Annotated in this window: 25 protein-coding genes; 13 read left to right on the top strand and 12 right to left on the bottom strand. The window is 65.9% G+C overall.

Annotation, left to right across the window (positions count from 1 at the left end; all coding sequences use genetic code 11):
* Positions 1–14: 14 nt before the first annotated feature.
* Positions 15–920, top strand: coding sequence for a tyrosine recombinase XerC (locus tag C8J42_RS14595; protein ID WP_243644454.1), 906 nt, complete (start codon positions 15–17; stop codon positions 918–920).
* On the opposite strand, the gene C8J42_RS14590 is transcribed toward C8J42_RS14595, so the two are convergent.
* The 4 genes from C8J42_RS14590 to rsmI all read right to left on the bottom strand — a co-directional run bounded on the left by C8J42_RS14590 (position 917) and on the right by rsmI (position 4,027).
* Positions 917–1,516: a DedA family protein gene (locus C8J42_RS14590; RefSeq protein ID WP_120301105.1), complete on the bottom strand. Its 600-nt coding sequence runs from the start codon at positions 1,514–1,516 to the stop codon at positions 917–919. The genes C8J42_RS14595 and C8J42_RS14590 overlap by 4 nt on opposite strands.
* 197 nt (positions 1,517–1,713) lie before the next feature.
* A complete protein-coding gene (gene gshB, locus C8J42_RS14585) occupies positions 1,714–2,667 on the bottom strand; it encodes a glutathione synthase (RefSeq protein WP_120301104.1) in 954 nt (317 codons plus the stop codon).
* A 64-nt stretch (positions 2,668–2,731) separates the two neighbouring features.
* Positions 2,732–3,139, bottom strand: coding sequence for a YraN family protein (locus tag C8J42_RS14580; RefSeq protein WP_120301103.1), 408 nt, complete (start codon positions 3,137–3,139; stop codon positions 2,732–2,734).
* A gap of 42 nt (positions 3,140–3,181) precedes the next feature.
* Positions 3,182–4,027 (bottom strand): 16S rRNA (cytidine(1402)-2'-O)-methyltransferase, encoded by an 846-nt coding sequence (gene rsmI, locus C8J42_RS14575; protein ID WP_133020628.1) that lies wholly within the window; start codon positions 4,025–4,027, stop codon positions 3,182–3,184.
* A 10-nt stretch (positions 4,028–4,037) separates the two neighbouring features.
* On the opposite strand from rsmI, the gene C8J42_RS14570 reads away from it, so the two are divergent.
* Entirely contained in the window at positions 4,038–5,237 is a 1,200-nt protein-coding gene (locus C8J42_RS14570; RefSeq protein ID WP_133020627.1) for a penicillin-binding protein activator, read from the top strand.
* Positions 5,238–5,363: 126 nt separating this feature from the next.
* Here the strand turns inward: C8J42_RS14570 and hemW are convergent, their stop codons facing one another.
* Positions 5,364–6,536: a radical SAM family heme chaperone HemW gene (gene hemW / locus C8J42_RS14565; RefSeq protein ID WP_133020626.1), complete on the bottom strand. Its 1,173-nt coding sequence runs from the start codon at positions 6,534–6,536 to the stop codon at positions 5,364–5,366.
* Positions 6,537–6,579: 43 nt separating this feature from the next.
* Here hemW and C8J42_RS14560 point away from each other — a divergent pair, with 43 nt between their 5' ends.
* Both C8J42_RS14560 and C8J42_RS14555 read left to right on the top strand, forming a co-directional pair.
* Positions 6,580–7,137 (top strand): CAP domain-containing protein, encoded by a 558-nt coding sequence (locus tag C8J42_RS14560; RefSeq protein ID WP_133020625.1) that lies wholly within the window; start codon positions 6,580–6,582, stop codon positions 7,135–7,137.
* Between the two features lie 154 nt (positions 7,138–7,291).
* Positions 7,292–8,002, top strand: a complete 711-nt coding sequence (locus tag C8J42_RS14555; protein ID WP_133020717.1) for an EAL domain-containing protein — start codon at positions 7,292–7,294, stop codon at positions 8,000–8,002.
* A 167-nt stretch (positions 8,003–8,169) separates the two neighbouring features.
* Here C8J42_RS14555 and rdgB read toward each other — a convergent pair whose 3' ends face one another.
* Complete coding sequence (rdgB, locus tag C8J42_RS14550; RefSeq protein ID WP_133020624.1) at positions 8,170–8,805, bottom strand: RdgB/HAM1 family non-canonical purine NTP pyrophosphatase; 636 nt, start codon at positions 8,803–8,805, stop codon at positions 8,170–8,172.
* Positions 8,802–9,518, bottom strand: coding sequence for a ribonuclease PH (rph, locus tag C8J42_RS14545; protein ID WP_056055360.1), 717 nt, complete (start codon positions 9,516–9,518; stop codon positions 8,802–8,804). Before rph ends, rdgB begins: the two co-directional genes overlap by 4 nt.
* A 202-nt stretch (positions 9,519–9,720) precedes the next feature.
* Between rph and hrcA the strand changes: the two genes are divergently transcribed.
* From hrcA to C8J42_RS14525, 4 genes are all read left to right on the top strand, one after another.
* Positions 9,721–10,764 (top strand): heat-inducible transcriptional repressor HrcA, encoded by a 1,044-nt coding sequence (gene hrcA, locus C8J42_RS14540; protein WP_056055363.1) that lies wholly within the window; start codon positions 9,721–9,723, stop codon positions 10,762–10,764.
* A gap of 25 nt (positions 10,765–10,789) precedes the next feature.
* Positions 10,790–11,329 carry a nucleotide exchange factor GrpE gene (grpE, locus tag C8J42_RS14535; protein WP_056488509.1) on the top strand — a complete coding sequence of 180 codons (540 nt, stop codon included), beginning with the start codon at positions 10,790–10,792 and terminating at the stop codon, positions 11,327–11,329.
* Positions 11,330–11,454: 125 nt separating this feature from the next.
* Positions 11,455–12,678 (top strand): threonine synthase, encoded by a 1,224-nt coding sequence (locus C8J42_RS14530; RefSeq protein ID WP_133020623.1) that lies wholly within the window; start codon positions 11,455–11,457, stop codon positions 12,676–12,678.
* 107 nt (positions 12,679–12,785) lie between these two features.
* Positions 12,786–13,025 carry a hypothetical protein gene (locus tag C8J42_RS14525; protein WP_133020622.1) on the top strand — a complete coding sequence of 80 codons (240 nt, stop codon included), beginning with the start codon at positions 12,786–12,788 and terminating at the stop codon, positions 13,023–13,025.
* A gap of 73 nt (positions 13,026–13,098) precedes the next feature.
* Here C8J42_RS14525 and C8J42_RS14520 read toward each other — a convergent pair whose 3' ends face one another.
* Entirely contained in the window at positions 13,099–13,617 is a 519-nt protein-coding gene (locus C8J42_RS14520; protein WP_133020621.1) for a vgr related protein, read from the bottom strand.
* Positions 13,614–14,051: a copper chaperone PCu(A)C gene (locus C8J42_RS14515; RefSeq protein ID WP_207897139.1), complete on the bottom strand. Its 438-nt coding sequence runs from the start codon at positions 14,049–14,051 to the stop codon at positions 13,614–13,616. Before C8J42_RS14515 ends, C8J42_RS14520 begins: the two co-directional genes overlap by 4 nt.
* 168 nt (positions 14,052–14,219) lie before the next feature.
* Here C8J42_RS14515 and dnaK point away from each other — a divergent pair, with 168 nt between their 5' ends.
* The 4 genes from dnaK to C8J42_RS14495 all read left to right on the top strand — a co-directional run bounded on the left by dnaK (position 14,220) and on the right by C8J42_RS14495 (position 18,412).
* The gene (gene dnaK, locus C8J42_RS14510; protein WP_132896111.1) at positions 14,220–16,127 is read left to right on the top strand and encodes a molecular chaperone DnaK; all 1,908 of its coding nucleotides are present in this window, start codon (positions 14,220–14,222) and stop codon (positions 16,125–16,127) included.
* 121 nt (positions 16,128–16,248) lie between these two features.
* Positions 16,249–17,382 carry a molecular chaperone DnaJ gene (gene dnaJ / locus C8J42_RS14505; protein ID WP_120301094.1) on the top strand — a complete coding sequence of 378 codons (1,134 nt, stop codon included), beginning with the start codon at positions 16,249–16,251 and terminating at the stop codon, positions 17,380–17,382.
* 76 nt (positions 17,383–17,458) lie between these two features.
* Positions 17,459–17,887 (top strand): hypothetical protein, encoded by a 429-nt coding sequence (locus C8J42_RS14500; protein ID WP_120301093.1) that lies wholly within the window; start codon positions 17,459–17,461, stop codon positions 17,885–17,887.
* Between the two features lie 72 nt (positions 17,888–17,959).
* Positions 17,960–18,412 carry a TM2 domain-containing protein gene (locus C8J42_RS14495; protein ID WP_120301092.1) on the top strand — a complete coding sequence of 151 codons (453 nt, stop codon included), beginning with the start codon at positions 17,960–17,962 and terminating at the stop codon, positions 18,410–18,412.
* A 430-nt stretch (positions 18,413–18,842) separates the two neighbouring features.
* On the opposite strand, the gene purB is transcribed toward C8J42_RS14495, so the two are convergent.
* The gene (gene purB / locus C8J42_RS14490) at positions 18,843–20,141 is read right to left on the bottom strand and encodes an adenylosuccinate lyase (protein ID WP_133020620.1); all 1,299 of its coding nucleotides are present in this window, start codon (positions 20,139–20,141) and stop codon (positions 18,843–18,845) included.
* Positions 20,142–20,370: 229 nt separating this feature from the next.
* On the opposite strand from purB, the gene C8J42_RS14485 reads away from it, so the two are divergent.
* Positions 20,371–20,799 (top strand): EF-hand domain-containing protein, encoded by a 429-nt coding sequence (locus C8J42_RS14485; protein ID WP_133020619.1) that lies wholly within the window; start codon positions 20,371–20,373, stop codon positions 20,797–20,799.
* A gap of 75 nt (positions 20,800–20,874) precedes the next feature.
* Here C8J42_RS14485 and C8J42_RS14480 read toward each other — a convergent pair whose 3' ends face one another.
* Positions 20,875–21,276, bottom strand: a complete 402-nt coding sequence (locus C8J42_RS14480; protein ID WP_133020618.1) for a BLUF domain-containing protein — start codon at positions 21,274–21,276, stop codon at positions 20,875–20,877.
* Positions 21,277–21,341: 65 nt separating this feature from the next.
* Positions 21,342–21,551 carry a hypothetical protein gene (locus C8J42_RS14475; protein ID WP_243644452.1) on the bottom strand — a complete coding sequence of 70 codons (210 nt, stop codon included), beginning with the start codon at positions 21,549–21,551 and terminating at the stop codon, positions 21,342–21,344.
* Position 21,552: the final 1 nt, after the last annotated feature.

Raw genomic sequence — 21,552 nt, 5'->3', positions numbered from 1 at the left:
GTTACTGTGGTTCTATGGATAATACGGAAACGGTGCCACCGTCTATGCTTTGGGCGGACCACCTCGCCCGCGACCGCCGGCGGTCGGAGCATACGGTGCGGGCGTACCGGGCGTCAGCGGAGCGGTTGGCCGCGTTCCTGGTCGGGCATTGGGGCGAGCGGATCACGCGAGGGGCACTCGCGCGGGTAACGGCGACGGACCTGCGGGCGTATCTGGCGCAGCGTCGCGAGGCGGGGTTAGGCAACGCATCCGCGGCGCGCGAATTATCGGCGGTGCGCGGGTTTCTCGCCTGGGCCAACGACGGCGCCGAGCAACCGCGGATGCGGGGGCCGCGCGTGAAGGCGGGCGTGCCGCGGCCGATCTCTCCGGCCGAAGCGGTCGCGCTCGCGGAAGAGGTGGCTGACGATGCGGCCGAGCCGTGGATCGGAGCGCGCGACTGGGCGGTGCTAATGCTGCTGTACGGCGCGGGATTGCGGATCGGCGAGGCGTTGACGTTGCGGGGCGATATCCTGCCGATCGGTGAGACGATCCGGGTGACGGGCAAGCGCGCCAAGACGCGCGTGGTGCCCTTGTTGCCGCAGGTGCGTACGGCAATCGAAGCATATGTCGCGCAGACGCCGTGGCCGGTTACGCGCGGCGAACCGTTGTTCCGTGGGGCGAAGGGCGGGGCGTTGTCGCCAGTCATGATCCGCCGCGCGGTGCAGTCGGCGCGAGCACGGTTGGGGCTGGGCGATCGGACGACGCCGCATGCCCTGCGGCACAGTTTCGCGACGCATCTGCTGGGGCGGGGGGCGGATCTGCGGGCGCTGCAGGAGTTGCTTGGTCATGCGAGCCTGAGTTCGACGCAAGTCTATACGCAGGTCGATGCCGCGCACCTGATGGACGTGTACCGCAACGCCCACCCGCATGGCGGCGTCTAGCCCTTCGGTTTCCAGGTCAGTACGCGCCAGCCATAGCCGATGATGATGACGACGAACGTCGCCACCGCGACCGGCCCGACATAGCGATCGAGCTCCTCGAAATGCGAACCGAGCAGGATGCCGGCATAGGCCAGCACGGTGTTCCAGATCGCGCTGCCCGCCGCGGTCCAGATCACGAACTGCCAGATCGGCATGCGTGTCATCCCGGCGGGCAGTGAAATGACGGTGCGGAAGGTCGGCATGAACCGGAATACGAAGATCACCCAGCCACCGCGCTTCATGAAGAAGCGGTGGATCTTCTCGACGTCGGACCATTCCATCGTCAGCCAGCGGCCGTTGCGCTCGATGAACGGGCGGAAGCGCTCGTAGCCAATGTTGCGGCCGATATAATACCAGAAGTAGTTGCCGACGACCGAGCCCGCGGTGCCCCAGGCGATAAGCGGAACGACGCTCATGTCGCCGCGCGCGACGGCCATGCCGCCGAGCCCCATGATCACTTCGGACGGCACCGGGGGGACGATATTCTCGAGCGCCATCAACAGGAAGATACCGAAATATCCGCCCCAGGCGATGAGATCGAGGATGAATTCGGTCATGGGTATGAGATACTGCCGGGACGCCGAATGGGTTCCGCCGACATCACACCACCCCGGCGAAGGCCGGGGCCCAATTGGGGGACGGTTATGACGGAGGACGGCGCTCCGTTACTGCAACCTTGCCAACTGGGCCCCGGCCTCCGCCGGGGTGGTGGTCTTCTGACCGTTGGGCGTACCAGCTCCAACTCGCGCTGAAATTACCGCGCCGCGACCTTCGCCTCGATCGCATCCCAGATCATCCCCGCAACATCGGTCCCATCGAAGTTCGAGATCGCGACGATCCCTGTGGGCGACGTCACGTTGATCTCGGTCAGCCACGTCCCGCCGATCACGTCGATCCCGACGAACAGCAACCCACGCTTCTTCAGTTCCGGCCCGAGCACCGCGCAGATCTCGCGCTCCTTGTCGGTCAGTTCCGACTTTTCCGCTGAGCCGCCGACCGCGAGGTTCGAACGGATCTCGCCTTCGCCCGGTAGGCGGTTGATCGCACCCGCGACCTCGCCGTCGATCAGCACGATGCGCTTGTCGCCCTTCGCGACGTCGGGGAGGAACGCCTGCACCATGTGCGGCTCGCGCCACGTCATGTTGAAGACCTCCATCAGCGCCGACAGGTTCGCGCCGTCCGATTCGACTTTGAAGATCGCCTTGCCGCCATTGCCGTGCAGCGGCTTGATGACGATCGCGCCGTACTCGGCGAGGAATTTCCGCGCCTCGTCGAGCGAGCGCGTGACGAGCGTCGGCGGCATGAATTGCGGGTAATCGAGGACGAACACCTTCTCTGGCGCGTTCCGCACCTGTGCCGGATCGTTCACGACGAGCGTCTTGTCCGCGATCCGCTCGAGCAGGTGAGTCGCGGTGATGTAGCCGAGATCGAACGGCGGATCCTGCCGCATCAGCACGACGTCGGCCTCGTCGCCGAGGTCGAGGTTCACGGATTCGCCGATGCTGAAGTGATCGCCAACGACGCGCTGCACGGTGACGGGATGCGCCTTCGCCCAGACCTTGCCGTCGCGGTAGTTCAGGTCCTCGGCCGAGTAATGGAAGAGCGTATGGCCACGGTCCTGCGCGGACAGCATCAGCGCGAAGGTCGAATCGCCGGCGATGTTGATGCTGTCGAGCGGGTCCATCTGGACGGCGACGGTGAGGCTCATGCGTCTTCCTTCTGTTCGGTCGAGCGCATGTAGGCGCGGGCGGGCGCGAAGTCACCGGGCGGCGTCACCCGATCCAGGCATTCTCGATATGCCGCGGGCGGGTGCCGGGGGCGAGCAGGATCACGTCGACGCGGATATCGTCGCCGGGTCCGGCATAGCGCGGCATCAGGTATTCCGCTGCTGCTGCCACGCGGGCGAGGCGGCGTTCGTCGATCGCGAAGTCGAGTTCGGCGGCGGTCGCGCGGGTTTTTACTTCGACGAAAGCAATGAGGTTTCCTTTTCGCGCGACGAGGTCGACTTCGCCGGCGGGGGTGCGGACTCGGCGATCGAGGATGCTCCAGCCCTTGAGGCGGAGCCACCACCCCGCCAGCCGCTCGCCGCGACGCCCGGTCGCCTCCGCAACCTGGCGGTCCTGCGTGTTCCCCTTCCGCTTGCGGGAGGGGCTAGGGGAGGGCGGGGGCGGCACGTCCATGGCATGCCCTCCCCCGACCCCTCCCGCAAGCGGGAGGGGAGATCAGGCCTTTGGCTTCAATTCCAGCGCCCGAGCATACAGCGCCTTGCGGTCGAGCCCGAGCTTCTTGGCCACCTCGCTCGCAGCCTGACCGGTGGACAGGCGGGTGAGTGCTTCGATCAGCGCCGCATCACCGTCCTCGGCACTGGCCGGTGGCGCCCCGCCGGGTGGCGCGACGACGATCACGATCTCTCCTCGCGGCGGCGCATCCGCATAACGCGCCGCTAGGGTCGAGAGCGTGCCGGTCACCGCCTCCTCGAACTTCTTGCTGATCTCGCGCGTCACCGCCGCCTCGCGGTCGCCGAGCCCCTCCGCCAGCGCCGCGAGACAGGCCCCAAGCCGCGGCCCCGACTCATACATCACCAGCGTCGCGCGGATCGTCGCCACCTCCGCGATCGCCTCAGCCCGCGCGTGCATTTTCGACGGCAGGAACCCGACGAACAGGAACCGGTCGGTCGGCAGCCCCGCCAGCGTTAGCGCCGCCACCGCCGCGCACGGCCCCGGAATTGTCACCACCAGATGCCCCGCCGCCCGCGCATCACGCACCAGCTTGAATCCGGGATCGGAAATCAACGGCGTCCCCGCATCCGACACCAGCGCCACCGCCTGCGTGGCCATCCGGGCGATCAGCGCCGGGCGCACGCCCTCCGCGCTGTGATCGTGATACGGCACCATCGGCGTCTTCGTGACGATATGGCGGAGCAGACCGGCGGTGACGCGGCTGTCCTCGACCGCGATCACGTCGGCGCGGCGGAGGATGTCGGCGGCGCGCGGCGACAGATCGCCAAGATTGCCGATCGGGGTCGCGACGATGTAGAGGCCGGGATCGAGAAGAGTTTCAGGGTTCATGGGGACGGTCATGGCAGACGCGACGACGATACGGCAACCACGCGCATTCATCCGCTGGGCCACCCTCACGGCCGCATGTTTGCTCGGCGCGTGCCAGACGATCGTCCCACGCGGCCCCGTCGAGCCGACGCAGCAGCGCCCGACCACGCGCCCCGTCGATCGGCCCGAGATCGGCGTCGAGACCGGCATTCCTCGCGATGCCGAGCGCAATCGCGTCGCGCTGCTCGTGCCGCTGTCGGGTAGCAACGCGGGCGTCGGCACCTCGATCGCCAACGCGACGATGCTGGCGCTGCTCGACACGCAGAACCAGCGCGTCCGCATCACCAACTACGACACCGCGACCGGTGCCGCCGCCGCCGCGCAGCGTGCGATCGCCGAGGGTGCGCAGCTGATCCTCGGGCCGCTGCTCGCCGACGACGTTCGCGCGGTCGCCCCGATCGCGCGCGCCGCGAACATCCCGGTGCTGAGCTTCTCCAACGATCTCGGCGTGGCGGGCAGCGGCACGTACCTGATGGGCTATGTCCCGACCCAGTCGATCGCGCGCGTCGTCGATTTCGCCAAGGAGCGCGGCGTCAGCAACTTCGCCGGCTTGGTACCCAACGGGCTTTACGGCGAGCGTGCCTCCACCGCGCTCCTCCGCGCGGTAGAGGGGGCGGGCGGTCAGGTCGTCTCGCTCCAGACCTACGCGCGCGGTCCGGGTGGCATTTCCGGTGCGGTCACGCGGCTCGCGGCGAAGGCCCCTTATGACGCGGTCCTGATCGCCGATGGCGGCGCCACCGCAGCCTCGGCAGCGGCGATGGTCAAGCGCGGGAGCGGCGCATCGACGCGTATCCTCGGCACCGAACTCTGGAATTCGGACACCGCGATCGCCGCGAAGGCAGCGCTCAACGGCGCCTGGTATGCGAGCGTTTCGGACACGCTGTATCGCCAATATGCCGCCAAATATCGCGCGCGGTTCGGGGCAGGGCCGTACCGCCTGTCTAGCCTCGGCTATGATTCGGTCCTGTTGACGGTCCGCATCGCACGCGACTGGAAGCCGGGGACGCCGTTCCCGGTCAATAGCTTGCGCGACGGCGATGGCTTCGCCGGCATCGACGGTGCCTTCCGCTTCGGCAAGGACAGCGTCGCCGAGCGCGCGCTCGAGGTGAAGGAAATCCGTGGCGGCACGACGACGGTGGTCTCGCCCGCACCGGCCGGGTTCGGGAAGTAAGCTTCCCCCCTCCCTGAAAGGGAGGGGGTAGGGGGTGGGTCGGTATGGGGCGGGCGCACCGATAGCCAACTGGCCGACCCACCCCTAACCCCTCCCTTCCAGGGAGGGGAATGATCGAAGATCAGCCTACGCGGTGACGATCTCCGGCAGAATCGCGTCGAGCAAGAGCGCGCCGGCTTCGGTAACCCGCAGGCGCCCCGGCGAGTGCACGATCAGCCCCAACTCTTGCAACCTAGCCACTGCCGCCAGATCCACCGGCACCACGCCCGCGTTCAGTGTCGTGATCCGGTCCAGATCGACGCCTTCCGCCAACCGCAACCCCATCAGCAAAGCCTCGGTCGCCCGCGTCGAAGGAGACAGCGGGTCCTCGACTTCCATGCCGTGGCCGTTGCGCTCGATCGCCGCCAGCCAGTTCTCCGGCTTTTTCCGTCGCACCGTGGCCAGTCCGCCGCGACGCCCATGCGCGCCCGGCCCGATCCCGGCATAATCCTGGTACCGCCAGTAAGCGAGATTGTGGCGGCTCTCCGACCCCGGCCGTGCATGGTTCGACGTCTCGTACGCCGGCAACCCCGCCGCGGCGGTATCCGCACGCGTCACCTCGAACAGATCAGCCGCCGAGTCGCCGTCGGGTATCACGATCCGCCCCGCCAAAGCCTCGGTCGCGAACCGTGTGCCGGCCTCGATCGTCAGCTGATACAGCGACAGATGCTCCGTCCCGAGGCTCAGCGCGCGCGCCAGTTCCGCACGCCAGTCGTCGAGCCGCTGGCCGGGCAGCGCATAGATCAGGTCGAAACTGACGCGGGGAAACACGCTCTGCGCGGTCGCAAGTGCGGCTTGTCCCTCGTTCACGTCATGCGCACGCCCCAAAAACTTCAGCGCCTGATCGTCGAGCGATTGCAGCCCCAGCGACACCCGGTTCACCCCGGCACGCGCCAGATCCGCAAACCGCGCCGCCTCGACCGAAGACGGATTCGCCTCCAGCGTGATCTCGATCCCCTCGGCGAACCCCCAGGCCTTTTCCGCCGCATCCAGCACAGCGGCGACGGTCGACGGCGGCATTAGCGAAGGCGTGCCACCCCCGAAGAAGATCGACTGCAACTTCCGCCCCGGCAACACCCGCGCTTCATGCGCAAGGTCGGTAAGCAGCGCATCACGCCACGCCGCCTGGTCCACCTCTTCCCGAACATGGCTGTTGAAGTCGCAATACGGGCATTTCGACACGCAGAACGGCCAGTGGACGTAGAGCGCGAGGTCGCCCGGGGAATCGGGCCGGGGGCTTGGTGTTTCGAAGACGGGCATTATCTCGCGCATATGGTCGCACGGGGCGGCCGAAGGAAGCGCAATGACGGCACGGATGGGTTTGGCGATCGCCGGGGCGCTTTTGCTGGCAGGCTGCGCGCAGGGCCCCGAGCGTGTCGTCGAGCGTCGCGATACCGTGGCGCCGGCACCGCGCGGTGCGAGCCTGCTCAAGACGGCGATGATGGACGGCCACAATGCCGCGCGCGCCGCCGTCGGCGTGGCGCCGCTCACCTGGAGCGATACGCTGGCGACCACCGCGCGCGCCTATGCCGAGGAACTGGCGCGGACCGGCAAATTCGCGCACGCCCCGCAGCCCCAGGGCATGTCACGCGAAGGCGAGAACCTCTGGACCGGCACGCGCTATGCCTATGCGTATACCGAGATGATGGGGCACTGGGTCGCCGAGAAGCGCGATTTCATCAACCAGCCGACCCCCGGGTTCAGCCGCACCGGCAAGTTCGAGGACGTCGCGCACTACACGCAGATCGTCTGGCGCGGCTCGACGCAGGTCGGCTGCGCGATGGCGAGCAACAAGACCGACGACTATCTGGTGTGCCGCTACTCGCCCCCCGGCAACGTTTTCGGCGAGCGCGCTTATTGATCTGGAGCAAGCGGTTAGACCCAAAGTGGTGGCACTTTCTTAAGCGGTCGTCGCTTAATCTGGTTGAATGATACCAGTATCCAAACCCGATGGCGCTCGGCCCGGTGGCTGTGCCGGATGCCGAGACGGCGCCGGCCTGTCGTTTGCCTTCTCGATGGCGTTCCAGCCGATCGTCGACGTCGAGACCGAGACCGTCTTCGCCTACGAAGCGCTCGTGCGTGGTCCCGAAGGCCAATCGGCGGCAAGCGTGCTGGCTCAGGTCGATGCCAAGAATCTCTACGCGTTCGACCAGCAATGCCGGGTGCGCGCGATCGAGGCGTCAGTGAAGGCCGGGCTGCTAGACACGCCCGCGCGGCTGTCGATCAATTTTCTCCCGAACGCGGTGTATTCGCCGGCGGCGTGCATCCAGTTGACGCTGAAGACCGCGGCGGCGGTGGGGATGCCGACGGATCGGTTGATCTTCGAGTTCACCGAGAACGAGGAGATGCTGGATCCAGCGCATGTCGCGAACATCATCGCGACGTATCAGAAGATGGGTTTCGGCACCGCGCTCGACGATTTCGGTGCGGGGCATGCCGGGCTCAACCTGCTCGCGCGGTTCCAGCCGGGCATCATCAAGCTCGACATGGAGCTGATTCGCGACATCGACACGAGCCTGCCGCGGCGGATGATCGTCGAGGGGATGCTGCGGATGTGCACCGCGCTGGGGATTACGGTGATTGCCGAGGGGGTCGAAACGCTTGGCGAGTTCGATGCGCTGCGGGGGCTCGGCGTGCGGTACATCCAGGGATATCTGCTGGCGAAACCGGCGTTCGAGGCGCTGCCTGCGGTGACGTGGCCGGTGAAGCAGGCGATTGCAGTCTGAGGCTTTGCGTAATTTGTGATCCTCCCCCGCCAGGGGGAGGTGGCTGGCCCTTGCCAGACGGATGGGGAGGAAGGGGGAAACGCCTGCTCCGTGTCCTCCCCCTCCGTCACCTACGGCGCCACCTCCCCCTGGCGGGGGAGGATCGATCGTTCCGCCCTCAGGGCAAATCAGAACACCGCGGCTTCGAGCAACTTGAACGCCTCGTTCCGGTGGCTGATCGCGTTCTTCGTCTCGTGCGGCAGTTCGGCATAGGTCTGGTCGTAGCCCAGCGGCACGAACACCGGGTCATAGCCGAACCCGACATCCCCGCGCGGTGGCCAGACGAGCGTACCCTCGGCACGACCCTCGAACCATTCGACATGACCGTCGGGCCACGCCAGCGCCAGCACGCTGACGAAATGCGCACCGCGCGTCGCATCCGGACCCTTGGCGACGACCGCGTCCTCGACCTTCTGCATCGCCATCATCCAGTCGCGACCGGTCGGCGTTTCCGCCCAGTCGGCGGTGTACACGCCCGGATCGCCGTTCAGCGCATCGACGCACAGCCCGCTATCGTCCGCGAGCGCGGGGTAGCCCGACAGATCTGCCGCCGAGCGCGCCTTCAGTTCGGCATTGGCGAAGAACGTCGTGCCCGTCTCGACGGGTTCCGGCAGGTCGAGCTCGGCGGCGGAAACGACTTCGAGTCCCCGTCCTTCCAAAAGCGCCGCGATCTCGCGAACCTTGCCCTTGTTGTGACTGGCAATCACCAGCTTGCCGGGGGCGAGCTTGCGGATCGCCTGCGGTTCCTTGCCTTCGCCGCTCACTTGGCGACCGCTTTCGCCTGCGCCGCGAAGATGTCGGTGCATCCGATCCGCGCGAGACGCAGCAGGCGAAGCAGCGCCTCCTCGTCATAAGTCGCGCCCTCGGCGGTCGCCTGCGCCTCGGCGATGTTGCCGTTCTCGAGCAGCACGAAGTTCGCATCCGCATCCGCGCCCGAATCCTCGATATAGTCGAGGTCGAGCACGGGGTTGCCCTGGTAGATGCCGCAGCTGATCGCCGCGACCTTCTGCGTCAGCGGGTCGGCGGTCAGCTTGCCGCTCGCCAGCAATCCGTCGATCGCAAGCCGCAGTGCGACCCAGCCGCCAGAGATCGACGCGGTGCGCGTGCCGCCGTCCGCCTGGATAACGTCACAATCAATCACGATCTGGCGCTCGCCGAGCAGCTTGAGATCGACCACCGCGCGAAGACTGCGGCCGATCAACCGCTGGATTTCCTGCGTGCGGCCCGACTGCTTGCCCTTGGCGGCCTCGCGGTTGTTGCGCGTGTTGGTGGCGCGCGGGAGCATGCCGTATTCCGCGGTCACCCAGCCTTCGCCCTTGCCGCGCATGAACGGCGGCACCTTCTCCTCGACGCTGGCGGTGACGAGCACTTTCGTGTCGCCGAAGCCGATCAGGACGGAGCCTTCGGCATGCTTGGTAAAGCGTGGCTCGATCGTGATCGCACGCATCTGGTCTGGGGCGCGGCCGGATGGGCGCATAATGTATTCCTAAAATTCTTCCGTTCGTCCTGAGTAGCTGCTGAGCTTGTCGAAGCGGCGTATCGAAGGATCGGCCCGTTTGGGGCACATCCTTCGATACGGGCCTTCGACTGCGCTCAGTCCCTACTCAGGACGAACGGGTGGTGGGCAATATGGTGTGCCTAGCCTTTCGCATTCCCGCTCGCCAGCCTAGATCAAAGCGATGGCCACGCCCCCCGTCACCGAACTGACCGATCGCGCGCGCGACATTTTTCGTGCGGTGGTCGACAGCTATCTCGCCAGCGGCACGCCGGTCGGGTCGAAGACGATCGCGCAACTGACTGGCCTGAGCCTTTCCCCCGCGTCGATTCGCGGCGTGATGGGCGAACTCGAAGGTCTCGGCCTGCTCGCCAGCCCGCATACCAGCGCCGGGCGCATGCCGACCGACCGGGGCTTGCGGCTGTTCGTCGACGGCATGATGCAGGCGATGGAACCGTCGTTCGAGGAGCGCCAGACGATCGAGGCACGCGCCGGGGTCGGTGGCCCGGTCGAGGAGGCGCTGGCCGCGACCACGCTCGCGCTCTCCGGGCTCTCGGCCTGCGCCGGGCTGGTGATGGTGCCGAAACGCGAGCTGAAGTTGCGCCAGATCGCGTTCGTCGCGCTGTCGCCCGAACAGGCGCTGGCGGTGTTGGTCAGCGAGGACGGCTCGGTCGAGAATCGCGTGATCGCACTGCCCAAGGGCATGTCGCCGTCCGCGCTGGTCGAGGCGGGTAATTACATGTCGGCGACGCTCGGCGGGCTGACGTTGGCAGATGCGCGGACCCGGATCGAACGCGAGCTGGCGGATGGGCAGGCGGCACTCGACGGCGCCGCGCGAACGCTGGTCGAGCGCGGCATCGCGGTGTGGAGCGAGGATGCGGATCGCCGCCCGGTGCTGATCGTCCGCGGGCAGGGGCGGTTGATCGATGCCGCCGCCGCCGCCGATCTCGACCGGGTCCGCGACCTTCTCGACGATCTCGAGGGAAAGCAGGAAGTCGCATCGCTTTTGGACAGCGCGCGGGCGGGCGATTCGACGCGGATTTTCATCGGCGCGGAGACCAAATTGTTCGCGTTGTCAGGGTCTTCGGTGATCGCCAGGCCGTTCCGCGGATTGGACGGCCGGGTGGTCGGCGTGGTCGGCGTGATTGGCCCGACGCGGTTGAACTATGCGCGCGTCGTGCCCATGGTGGATTTCACGGCTGCAACGCTCGCCCGGTTGATGGGTTGAGCCGGCCCAATTTATAGGGAAAACCATGTCCGACATCGACCAGAACACGCCTGCAGACCTGCGCGAAGAGACCGCCGAAGCCGCGCCTGAGGTGGCCTCGAACGACCGCGTCGCCGAGCTCGAGAACCAGCTCGCCGAGGCCAAGCAGAACGTCCTGTACGCCCAGGCCGAGATCCAGAACGTCCGCCGCCGCGCCGAGAAGGAAGCGCAGGACGCCCGCGCCTATGCCGCGACGGCGTTCGCACGCGACGTGCTGTCGGTCGCCGACAACCTCTCGCGCGGCCTGTCGGCGATCCCGGCGGACCTGCGCGCGGACGACAAGATGAAAGGCCTCGTCACGGGCCTCGAAGCGACCGGTCGCGAGCTGGAGAGCGTATTCCAGCGCCATGGCATCACCAAGATCGCCGCGGAGGGCCAGATGCTCGATCCGAACAAGCATCAGGCGATGCTCGAGGTGCCGAGCGACCAGCCGGCCGGGACGATCGTCCAGGAGATGCAGGCGGGCTACATGATCAAGGACCGTCTGCTGCGTCCGGCCATGGTCGGCGTCGCCAAGGCCGGCTGACACCGTCTTGCTCCCCTCCCTGACAGGGAGGGGCTGGGGGTGGGTTGGCCGGTTGGCTATCGGTGCGCCCGCCCCAGACCGACCCACCCCCGACCCCTCCCTTTCAGGGAGGGGGGAGAGAAGCGATGAACCAGAACCTCACGACCGATCGCCAGACCTTCGTCACGCATCTCGAATGCTCGATCACCGGCGAGCGGTACGAGGCGGACCAGCTTCATGGGCTGTCGCGCGCCGGGCGGCCTTTGCTCGTCCGCTACGACCTCGACGCGGTGCGGTCCGCGGTTTCTCGCGACACGATCGAGGCTCGCCCGACCGATCTGTGGCGGTGGCGTGAGCTGCTCCCCGTCCGCCACACGTCCAACATCGTCAGCCTTGGCGAGATCGAGACGCCGCTGGTGCCGCTGACCAAGTCCGGCGGCCCCAACGTGCTGGTGAAGGACGAAGGCCGCCTCCCGACCGGCAGCTTCAAGGCTCGTGGCCTGGTCATGGCTGTCGCAATGGCCAAGGAACTGGGCGTCACAAAGATCGCGATGCCGACCAACGGCAATGCGGGCGCGGCGCTGGCGGCGTACGCCACGCGCTGCGGGATCGAGACGATCGTGTTCTGCCCGGACGACACGCCCGAGATCAACGTCCGCGAGATCGCGATGCAGGGTGCGCGCGTTTGGCGGGTCAACGGGCTGATCGACGATTGCGGCGCAATCGTCGGCAAGGGCGCGGCGGAAGGACGCTGGTTCGATTTCTCGACGTTGAAGGAACCCTACAGAATCGAGGGCAAGAAGACGATGGGGCTCGAACTCGCCGCGCAGTTCGGCTGGAAACTGCCCGACGCGATCTTCTACCCGACCGGCGGCGGCACCGGGCTGATCGGCATGTGGAAGGCGTTCGACGAACTCGAGACGCTCGGCTGGATCGGCTCGGAGCGCCCGAAGATGTTCGCGGTGCAGGCGAGCGGCTGCGCGCCGATCGTCCGCGCGTTCGAGGCGGGCGAGGAGCATGCCGAGCGTTGGGAAGACGCCAGCACCGTCGCCGCCGGCATCCGCGTGCCGAAGGCGGTCGGCGATTTCCTGATCCTCCGCGCGGTCCGCGAGAGCGGCGGGCAGGCGCTCGCGGTCGGCGATCCGGCGATCCTGAAGGCGGTCGATGCGGCGGCGAAGCAGGACGGTCTGCTGCTGTGCCCCGAGGGCGGCGCGACGCTCGCGGCGTATCATCAGGCGCTGAACACCGGGTTGGTCGACGAGGACGACAAGGTCGTACTTTTCAACTGCGCGACCGGACTGAAATATCCGATGCCCGAAGCGCCGCAAGCGCTTGATAGAACACGACCTATCGATTTCGACGCGCTGTAAACGGCGCATTTCTGCCGATCGGGTGGGTCTCGATCTACCAGATCGGTGGTTGAAATTGATCCATGTTGGCTGCAACGGGGCGCCCTTATTTACAAAAGGGGTCCCCAATGCAGAAAATTCTCCAGGTCGTTTGCGTCGTGCTCATCGCGGCCGCGGTGATGTTCGGCGGTCGCTGGTACATGTACGTCGCGCTTGGCTCGAGCCCGTATGACGAGGTCGGCATCGCGCTGAACGGCTATGCACCGGGGCCGATGCGCGCCTGGGGTTGCCACAAGATGCAGGCGCGGTTCCCGGGCCAGTTGCCGCCTTACGGGTGTGCCGGACCGGATGGGCGTATTTGGCTGTAACGTTAGGCCCGTCATCAAATACTCCGTCATCCTGACGTAAGTCAGGATCCAGAGCCACAGCCGTCGCGCTGAGTTACTCTGGATCCTGACTTTCGTCAGGATGACGGGCGGGTTTGAGGTTACGCGCAGGCGTAAACGGCAGCACCGTCTCGTACTGCGCGAGCGGCGGTGCCCCCGCTACCTTCGCGCCCGCACGCAGCAGGAAGGCGTGCCGCACGATTTCGCCCTGTTGTTCGATCCCGTAGCGGTGCAGCGCGACCCCCGGCCGGAACGCATAGTCGTACCGACACCAGGGATGTCGCGCCAAGGGCAGGAACACGCCGCGCTGGTGTTGCCAGATGTGCGTCATCTCGTGGACGAACAGTCCCTGCAACGTCAGATTGGCGTGGGCGAAATCGTCGCACCACAGGTCGCCCCTGGGGTGGAAGTGGATACACCCCCGTGGTGCCATCACCGTATCACGCGGCTGGAAGAACGCCCATTTGCTGCGCGACAGGCTCACTCGAGAGTAATCGATCGCGCCGCCGAACACCGATGCGGCGAGCGCCGTCTCTCCCTCGGTAAGCCCGCGCCTTGAGCCTGCTCCGGTCACTTCCCGACCGGGGTTCCCGCCGCGACCACGGTCGCGTTGTTTATGATGCGCGTCCCATCTGCAAACGCGAACGTCAGCCTCACACGATCGGCGGGCTTGATCCCGGAGTTCATGTCGAACAGCATCACGTGCCGCCCACCCGGCGCGAACGCCACATCCGTGTTCGCCGGAATCTCCACGCGTGTCAGCGGCGTCATCGTCGACATGCCGCCCTTGTCCATCGTCTCGTGCATCTCCGACCGGATTGCGACGTCGGTGGTGGCCGAGATCAGCGTCGCCGGCGTCGGCCCCCCATGCACCGTGAAATACGCCGCCGCGGGCCGTCCGGTTACCGCGCCGAGCCGAACCCAGGCCCCGTCGACGGACAGTTCCTTCGGCTGCGAGCACGACGCCAGCGCCATCGCGGCAACACCCAGTCCGAAAACGATACGCATAGGTTACTTTTCTCCGGGCCCGACCACTTGCGCATCCTATGACCGGTACAATCTTGCGGCAAGCGCGAGGCCACCTATATCGCGCCCATCATCAGAAAGGTTCCACTGCCGTAACGGGGTGGAACCGGTTTCGTATTTTCGTTTCAAGTGAGGGGCTAATCAGAACTCATGGCTAAAGTAATCGGTATCGATCTCGGCACGACCAACAGCTGCGTTTCCGTCATGGAAGGCGGCAAGCCCAAGGTCATCGAGAATTCCGAGGGCGCGCGCACCACGCCGTCGATCGTCGCATTCGCCAAGGATGGCGAGCGACTGGTCGGCCAGCCGGCCAAGCGCCAGGCAGTGACGAACGGCGACAACACCATCTTCGCAGTGAAGCGCCTGATCGGCCGTCGTTTCGACGATCCGATCACCAAGAAGGACACCGAGTTGGTCCCGTACAAGATCTCGCGCGGCCCGAACGGCGACGCCTGGGTCTCGGCCGGCGGCAAGGATTACTCGCCGTCGCAGATTTCGGCGTTCACGCTGCAGAAGATGAAGGAAACCGCCGAGTCGTATCTCGGCGAGACGGTCACGCAGGCGGTCATCACCGTGCCGGCCTACTTTAACGACGCACAGCGCCAGGCGACCAAGGACGCCGGCCAGATCGCCGGCCTCGAAGTGCTACGCATCATCAACGAGCCGACTGCGGCGGCGCTGGCCTACGGCCTCGACAAGCAGGACGGCAAGACGATCGCGGTCTACGATCTCGGCGGCGGCACGTTCGACATCTCGGTGCTCGAAATCGGCGACGGCGTGTTCGAGGTGAAGGCCACCAACGGCGACACCTTCCTCGGCGGTGAGGATTTCGACAACAAGATCGTCCAGTATCTCGCCGACGAGTTCAAGAAGGCCGAGGGCATCGACCTCGCCAAGGACAAGCTTGCGCTGCAGCGTCTGAAGGAAGCGGCAGAGAAGGCGAAGATCGAGCTCAGCTCGGCGCAGTCGACCGAGGTCAACCTGCCCTTCATCACCGCGGACCAGAATGGCCCGAAGCATCTGGTGAAGTCGATCACCCGCGCCGACCTGGAGCGGATGGTCGAGGATCTGGTCAAGCGCACGCTCGAGCCTTGCCGCAAGGCGCTCGCCGACGGCGGCCTGAAGCCCGAGGACATCTCGGAAGTCGTGCTGGTCGGCGGCATGACGCGCATGCCGCGCGTCCGTGAAGTCGTGAAGCAGTTCTTCGGCAAGGAGCCGCACACCGGCGTCAACCCGGACGAGGTCGTCGCCATGGGCGCCGCGATCCAGGCCGGCGTGCTGCAGGGCGACGTCAAGGACGTGCTGCTGCTCGACGTGACGCCGCTGTCGCTCGGCATCGAGACGCTGGGTGGCGTGTTCACCCGCATGATCGATCGCAACACGACGATCCCGACCAAGAAGTCGCAGACCTATTCGACCGCCGACGACAATCAGGGCGCGGTGACGATCCGCGTGTTCCAGGGCGAGCGCGAGATGGCGGCCGACAACAAGATGCTCGGCAATTTCGATCTCGTCGGCATCCCGCCCGCACCGCGCGGCGTGCCACAGATCGAGGTCACGTTCGACATCGATGCGAACGGCCTCGTCAGCGTTTCGGCCAAGGACAAGGGCACCGGCAAGGAGCAGCAGATCCGCATCCAGGCGTCGGGTGGCCTTTCGGACAACGACATCGACCAGATGGTCCGCGACGCTGAGACCTTCGCCGAGGAGGACAAGAAGCGTCGTGCGGGCGCCGAGGCGAAGAACAACGCCGAGTCGCTGGTCCACACCACCGAGCGTCAGCTTGCTGACAATGGTGATAAGGTCGACGAGTCGCTGAAGACGGAGATCCAGGCTGCGATCGACGCGACCAAGGCTGCGGTCGAGAGCGGCGATGCGGACGCGATGACCGAGAAGAGCACTGCGCTCGCCCAGGTCGCGATGAAGCTCGGCCAGGCGATCTACGAGAAGCAGGCTCAGGCGGACGCGTCGCCGTCGGCTGACGGTGACGGCGCGAAGAAGGACGACGACGTCGTCGACGCCGAGTTCTCGGAAGTCGACGACAACCCGAAGGCGTAACCGAAACTCCCTCTCCCCCTTGGGGAGAGGGCCGGGTTGAGGGGCAGTTCCGCGCGCTGCCGTGTGGAATGGCCCCTCACCCAACCCTCTCCCCGGAGGGGAGAGGGCTAAGAGGGCCGCTATGAGTACCCAGACAGATTATTACGAACTGCTCGAATGCGAGCGGACCGCGGATGCGGGGACGATCAAGTCGTCCTACCGCAAGCTCGCGATGAAGTATCACCCGGACAAGAACGCCGGCTGCAAGGATTCCGAAGCGCAGTTCAAGGCGGTCAGCGAGGCGTACGAATGCCTCAAGGACCCGCAGAAGCGCGCGGCATACGATCGCTTCGGCCACGCCGCGTTCCAGAACGGCGGCGGTGGCGGTCACGGCGGCGGCGCACAGGATTTCGGCGGCTTCAGCGATATCTTCGAAAGCGTCTTCGGCGAATTCATGGGCGGCGCGCAGCGCGGCGGCGGTCGCTCGGCGGCACGACGCGGCGCTGACCTGCGCTACGACATGGAAGTCAGCCTGGAGGAAGCCTTCCACGGCAAGACGACCGAGATCACGATCGACGTCTCCGCGCTCTGCGACACCTGCGATGGCTCGGGCGCGAAGGCCGGTACGCGCGCGAAGACCTGCCAGCATTGCGGCGGTCACGGTAAAGTCCGCGCGCAGCAGGGCTTCTTCGTGGTCGAGCGCGCTTGCCCGGTCTGCAACGGCGCGGGCGAAGTCATCGCCGACCCGTGCCCAGATTGCCGTGGCGAAGGTCGTGTCGAGAAGACCAAGACGCTCTCGATCAACGTCCCCCCCGGTGTCGACGAAGGCACGCGGATCCGCATGTCGGGCGAAGGCGAGGCGGGCGCCCGCGGCGCGCCGTCCGGCGACCTCTACATCTTCCTCCACGTGACCAAGCACAATCTGTTCGAGCGCGAAGGCACGACATTGTTCGCACGCGCACCGATCAGCTTCACGGTCGCGTCACTCGGAGGGGCGCTGTCGATCCCCGGCCTCGACGGTCGTACGCACGAAGTGAAGATCCCCGCGGGCATCCAGTCGGGCAAGCAACTCCGCCAGCGCGGCGCCGGCATGCCCGTCCTGCAGGGCCGCGGCCACGGCGACCTCGTCGTCCAGATCGACGTCGAAACCCCCACGCGTCTCAGCAACCGCCAGAAGGAACTGCTCGAGATGTTCCGCGAGACGGAAACGGGTGACGAGTGCCCCGCGAGCCAGGGGTTTTTCGCCAAGCTCAAGGGCGTGTTCGCCGGGGAATAAACCCGTCTACCATATAGAACCAAAGGGGGGCGCAATGCTGGCATGTCTTTTCACCGCGATAGCGTGTTGGCTGGTCATGGCCACCGCCCCCCAGACGCCGATCGGCAAGGCATTGCGCCGAGTGCTGATCGACAAGCCTGCGGCGCGGTTGGCACGGTTCACGCGGGGCGATGCCGCGGTCATGGTCCTGCTGATGCTAACGGCCGCGATGGTCACGCTCGTCGGCGAAGGCGACGGCATTCGACTACTCACTCTGGCCGCCCCGGATGTCGCGATCTGGATCACGACGTTCGAGATTTCGGCCTATCTCGACATTCTCATGGCGCTGGCCGCTGCGGCATCCAGCCTGCGCGTTCGGGGTTTCATGACGCGCTGGCTCGGGGTCTTTACTTGCCGTCCGGGTGCAAAGGCGCACAAGCGTGCAGTCCGCTCGCGGAAAACGCGATCGACGAATGCAGACAACGACGACGACAGACATTGGCGTCAAACCGCGCTTGCCGCCTGACACCGGGAGTAAGTTCGAGCTTGCCTGATTCGCATCATCCGCCAGAATGCCGAACTAACACCGAGGAATGATATGCGCGGACAGGTTTTAGGCGTCGATCCCCGTACGGGCGAAGGTCTCGTCGCCGGGCAAGACGGACAGCGTTACCGGTTCGCCCGCGAAGACTGGGCGCACCGCGGCGAGCCCGCGATCGGCCTGGAAGTCGATTTCGAGGCCGCCAACGATCGCGCGCTCAGCGTCTTCCCGATGCCCACCGCGCCGGGCCCACGGCGTGCCGTGCCGCCCGAGGCTCTCCCGACCAACGACCGCAACAAATACGTCGCCGCGGTCATGGCGTTCGTGATCGGCACGCTCGGCATCCACCGCTTCTACCTCGGCCGGACCGGCTCGGGAATCGTCATGCTGGTGCTCACGCTCACGGTCGTCGGCTTGGTCATCAGCGCGCCGTGGGCGTTGATCGACATGATCCGCTATCTGGTGATGTCCGACGAGGAATTCGCGGCGCGCTATCCACGCAAGCAGTGATTATTCGCGCGTCTTGAAACTGCCGGCCTAGCCGCGCCCCCTCGGGAGGGGGCGGGCGGGCCGATGGATCAGAAGGCGGTGATGACCACCCCGACCACCAGCGCTTGAGCCGCGATCGCCAGCATGGTGCTGGTCACGGTTTCGAACATGCGCATGGGTAGGTCTCCAATGCCGGAACAATATCCGGCAAGCCGGATATGGGCTTAGTTGCGCGTTGTCGCAATTTTGTAACACGTAATCGCAATTGCGTTACGTGCATTTGGGTCGTTTCGGACGTTACACCGCCGATCCGCAACGGTCTCCCCTCCCTGAAAGGGAGGGGCAGGGGGTGGGTTGGCATCCGCAAGCGCCAGACGGGTGTGGCTCGAGCCAGCCGACCCACCCCCAACCCCTCCCTTTCAGGGAGGGGAGTAACCTTTGCCTTTAGTCCTCAGGCCGCGCCGAAGACCCGTGCAAAAATCGTGTCGACGTGCTTCAAATGATAGCCGAGGTCGAACTTGTCTTCGAGTTCGGCATCCGACAGCGTCACTTCCGGGTCCGCCTTCAGCAATTCGAGCAGCGACAGCGCGCCGTCCGAATCCCACACCTTCATCGCGTTGCGCTGGACCAGCCGATACGCGTCCTCGCGGCTCACCCCCGCCTGCGTCAGCGCCAGCAGCACCCGCTGCGAATGGACCAGGCCACCCATCTTGTTGAGGTTCTTCAACATCCGCTCGGGGTACACGACCAGCTTGTCCATCACCCCGGTCAGTCGCGCGAGCGCGAAGTCGAGCGTGATCGTCGCGTCTGGTCCGATGTACCGCTCGACCGATGAGTGCGAGATGTCGCGCTCATGCCACAACGCGACGTTCTCCATCGCCGGCGTGACGTAGCCGCGGACCATCCGCGCGAGGCCGGTGAGGTTCTCGGTCAGCACCGGATTGCGCTTGTGCGGCATCGCCGACGAACCCTTCTGGCCGGGCGAGAAGAATTCCTCCGCCTCGAGCACTTCGGTCCGCTGCAGGTGACGTACTTCGGTCGCGAGTCGCTCGATCGAGCTGGCGATCACGCCCAAAGTCGCAAAGAACATAGCATGGCGATCGCGCGGGATCACCTGCGTCGAGACGGGTTCGACCGACAGACCCAGCTTGCCCGCGACATACTCTTCGACGAACGGATCGATGTTCGCGAACGTGCCCACCGCGCCCGAGATTGCGCAGGTCGCGACGTCCTCGCGCGCCGCCACCAGCCGCGCGCGGTTGCGCGCGAACTCGGCGTGCGCCTGCGCGAGCTTCAGCCCGAACGTCACCGGCTCCGCATGGATGCCGTGGCTGCGGCCGATCGTCGGCGTCATCTTGTGTTCGCGCGCGCGGCGTTCGAGCACCACCAGCAGTGCGTCGAGATCGGCGATCAGGATATCGCTCGCCTTCGCCAGCTGCACGGCAAGGCACGTGTCGAGCACGTCCGACGAGGTCATCCCCTGGTGCATGAAGCGCGCTTCGGGGCCTACATGCTCGGCGACGTTGGTCAGGAAGGCGATGACGTCGTGCTTGGTCTCGCGCTCGATCTCGTCGATCCGGTTGACTTCGAACGCGCCCTTTTCCCAGATCGCGGCGGCGGCTTCCTTGGGGACTACGCCGAGTTCGGCGAGCGCGTCGGTGGCGTGCGCCTCGATCTCGAACCAGATCTTGAAGCGCGCTTCGGGCGTCCAGATCGCGACCATGTCGGGGCGGGAATAGCGGGGGACCATCGGGTTTCCTCGGGAGCGTGAAGGGTAGGGCGTCGCAAGCCATCTGGCCCGCGGTTGCTCGCGAAACGCGGTAGCAGGACGCAGGAGAAGGTTCAAACACCCGTCGCATGGTATAAATCTGGCAATGTGGCGCGTATAGAGTGGGCAAGCGGTTCGCGATGCCGAGTAAATATCAGGCATGGTCGCAACGCTGCTTAGTAGACGCGTAGAACACCACCGGAGAGATGCAATGTTGAAATATGCTATGCTGGCCGGCGCGGCACTGGTTGCTGCACCCGTATTGGCGCAGACGACCACGACATCCCCGCAGACTTCGACGCCGGGCGGTGCTGCTGTCGGGCAGGCCGCCCCATCTGGTACGCCAACCGATGCGGTGCCGATGCAACCCGCTGCGCGCGAGCAGCCCGCGACCGGCAGCCAGGTCGCACAGGTCGTCGACACCGAGTTCCCGACCTACGACAAGAACGGCGACGGCAAGCTCAGCGCGACAGAATTCGGTGGCTGGATGGTCGCGCTGAAGAGCAAGACCGATCCGTCGACCAAGCCCGACGCCCCCGAGACCAAGAAATGGGTCTCCGCCGCCTTCGCGCAGGCCGATACCGACAAGAGCAAGTCGCTGACCAAGACCGAGGTCACCAGCTTCCTGTCGCAGGGCTGATGGCAACCGCGTGTTCGTGAAGTCCTATTACACTAATAAAGGTCGTCGGGTTCGCGCCCGGCGGCCTTCGTTACGTCAGCCGTCCAGCGAACCCGTCGCCATCAGCGCGAGGAACGGATCGCGCACCCGCTGCGACGCGCCGTTGAGCAGGCGTCGCATCCGCGCATCATACGCATCGACGGGATCGTCCGCGCGCCGGTGCGCCATCGTCCAGGCGCCGAACTGTCGTTCGTGGATTGGGATATTGTGCTGGAGCGACAGATCGTAATGACGATCGTCCTGTGTAATACGGCCGAAGGTCGCCTCGACGAATGCGGTCGGTCCCTCGATCACCTGTAAAAAATGCGTGCCGTCCGACCACAACAGCCCAGTTATGTCATGCAGCGCGTTATTGTGCCGGGACTGCTGCAATATGCCCACGAGATCGGCCTTGTCGCCGGCTATGGTGCTCGAACTCATGTAGAGGATCTGGCGCATCGCGTCTCCGGTCGATAGTCGCGCATATCGCTACTATAGATCGGAGAGCTACGACTTGCGGTAGATCAGTCGGCCTTGCGCACCCGATCTTTCGCCACACGGGTTTCAGCCAGGATCTGCCCCTGCGCCTCGACGGCGGCATTGAGCAGCCGATCGGAAGTTTCGGCCGCGGCGTCGGGCGTCAATGATACGGCGACGCCGTCCGGCCCATCGACCATGACCTGACCGTGCTCGGCGGCTACCTCCGAGGCTTCGTCGTGCAACTTGTTATCCACA

Origin of the sequence: Sphingomonas sp. PP-CE-1A-559 (assembly GCF_004340965.1) — a bacterium.
In the GTDB taxonomy this organism is placed as follows: Bacteria; Pseudomonadota; Alphaproteobacteria; order Sphingomonadales; family Sphingomonadaceae; genus Sphingomonas.
The sequence above is the reverse complement of the archived record's forward strand: the minus strand, read 5'-3'. Positions and strand labels throughout refer to the sequence as shown.

Bases quoted from the DNA above. Each gene is read 5' to 3' on its own strand.
- C8J42_RS14480 (WP_133020618.1), bottom strand. From the start codon at position 21,276: ATGCGCCAGATCCTCTACATGAGTTCGAGCACCATAGCCGGCGACAAG.
- purB (WP_133020620.1), bottom strand. From the start codon at position 20,141: ATGGTCCCCCGCTATTCCCGCCCCGACATGGTCGCGATCTGGACGCCC.
- hemW (WP_133020626.1), bottom strand. From the start codon at position 6,536: ATGCCCGTCTTCGAAACACCAAGCCCCCGGCCCGATTCCCCGGGCGAC.
- C8J42_RS14525 (WP_133020622.1), top strand. From the start codon at position 12,786: ATGCAGAAAATTCTCCAGGTCGTTTGCGTCGTGCTCATCGCGGCCGCG.
- C8J42_RS14555 (WP_133020717.1), top strand. From the start codon at position 7,292: ATGGCGTTCCAGCCGATCGTCGACGTCGAGACCGAGACCGTCTTCGCC.
- gshB (WP_120301104.1), bottom strand. From the start codon at position 2,667: ATGAGCCTCACCGTCGCCGTCCAGATGGACCCGCTCGACAGCATCAAC.
- C8J42_RS14570 (WP_133020627.1), top strand. From the start codon at position 4,038: ATGGCAGACGCGACGACGATACGGCAACCACGCGCATTCATCCGCTGG.
- dnaK (WP_132896111.1), top strand. From the start codon at position 14,220: ATGGCTAAAGTAATCGGTATCGATCTCGGCACGACCAACAGCTGCGTT.
- C8J42_RS14590 (WP_120301105.1), bottom strand. From the start codon at position 1,516: ATGACCGAATTCATCCTCGATCTCATCGCCTGGGGCGGATATTTCGGT.
- rph (WP_056055360.1), bottom strand. From the start codon at position 9,518: ATGCGCCCATCCGGCCGCGCCCCAGACCAGATGCGTGCGATCACGATC.
- dnaJ (WP_120301094.1), top strand. From the start codon at position 16,249: ATGAGTACCCAGACAGATTATTACGAACTGCTCGAATGCGAGCGGACC.
- C8J42_RS14595 (WP_243644454.1), top strand. From the start codon at position 15: ATGGATAATACGGAAACGGTGCCACCGTCTATGCTTTGGGCGGACCAC.
- C8J42_RS14530 (WP_133020623.1), top strand. From the start codon at position 11,455: ATGAACCAGAACCTCACGACCGATCGCCAGACCTTCGTCACGCATCTC.
- C8J42_RS14580 (WP_120301103.1), bottom strand. From the start codon at position 3,139: ATGGACGTGCCGCCCCCGCCCTCCCCTAGCCCCTCCCGCAAGCGGAAG.
- C8J42_RS14485 (WP_133020619.1), top strand. From the start codon at position 20,371: ATGTTGAAATATGCTATGCTGGCCGGCGCGGCACTGGTTGCTGCACCC.
- C8J42_RS14500 (WP_120301093.1), top strand. From the start codon at position 17,459: ATGGCCACCGCCCCCCAGACGCCGATCGGCAAGGCATTGCGCCGAGTG.
- C8J42_RS14515 (WP_207897139.1), bottom strand. From the start codon at position 14,051: ATGCGTATCGTTTTCGGACTGGGTGTTGCCGCGATGGCGCTGGCGTCG.
- hrcA (WP_056055363.1), top strand. From the start codon at position 9,721: ATGGCCACGCCCCCCGTCACCGAACTGACCGATCGCGCGCGCGACATT.
- C8J42_RS14560 (WP_133020625.1), top strand. From the start codon at position 6,580: ATGACGGCACGGATGGGTTTGGCGATCGCCGGGGCGCTTTTGCTGGCA.
- rsmI (WP_133020628.1), bottom strand. From the start codon at position 4,027: ATGAACCCTGAAACTCTTCTCGATCCCGGCCTCTACATCGTCGCGACC.
- grpE (WP_056488509.1), top strand. From the start codon at position 10,790: ATGTCCGACATCGACCAGAACACGCCTGCAGACCTGCGCGAAGAGACC.
- C8J42_RS14495 (WP_120301092.1), top strand. From the start codon at position 17,960: ATGCGCGGACAGGTTTTAGGCGTCGATCCCCGTACGGGCGAAGGTCTC.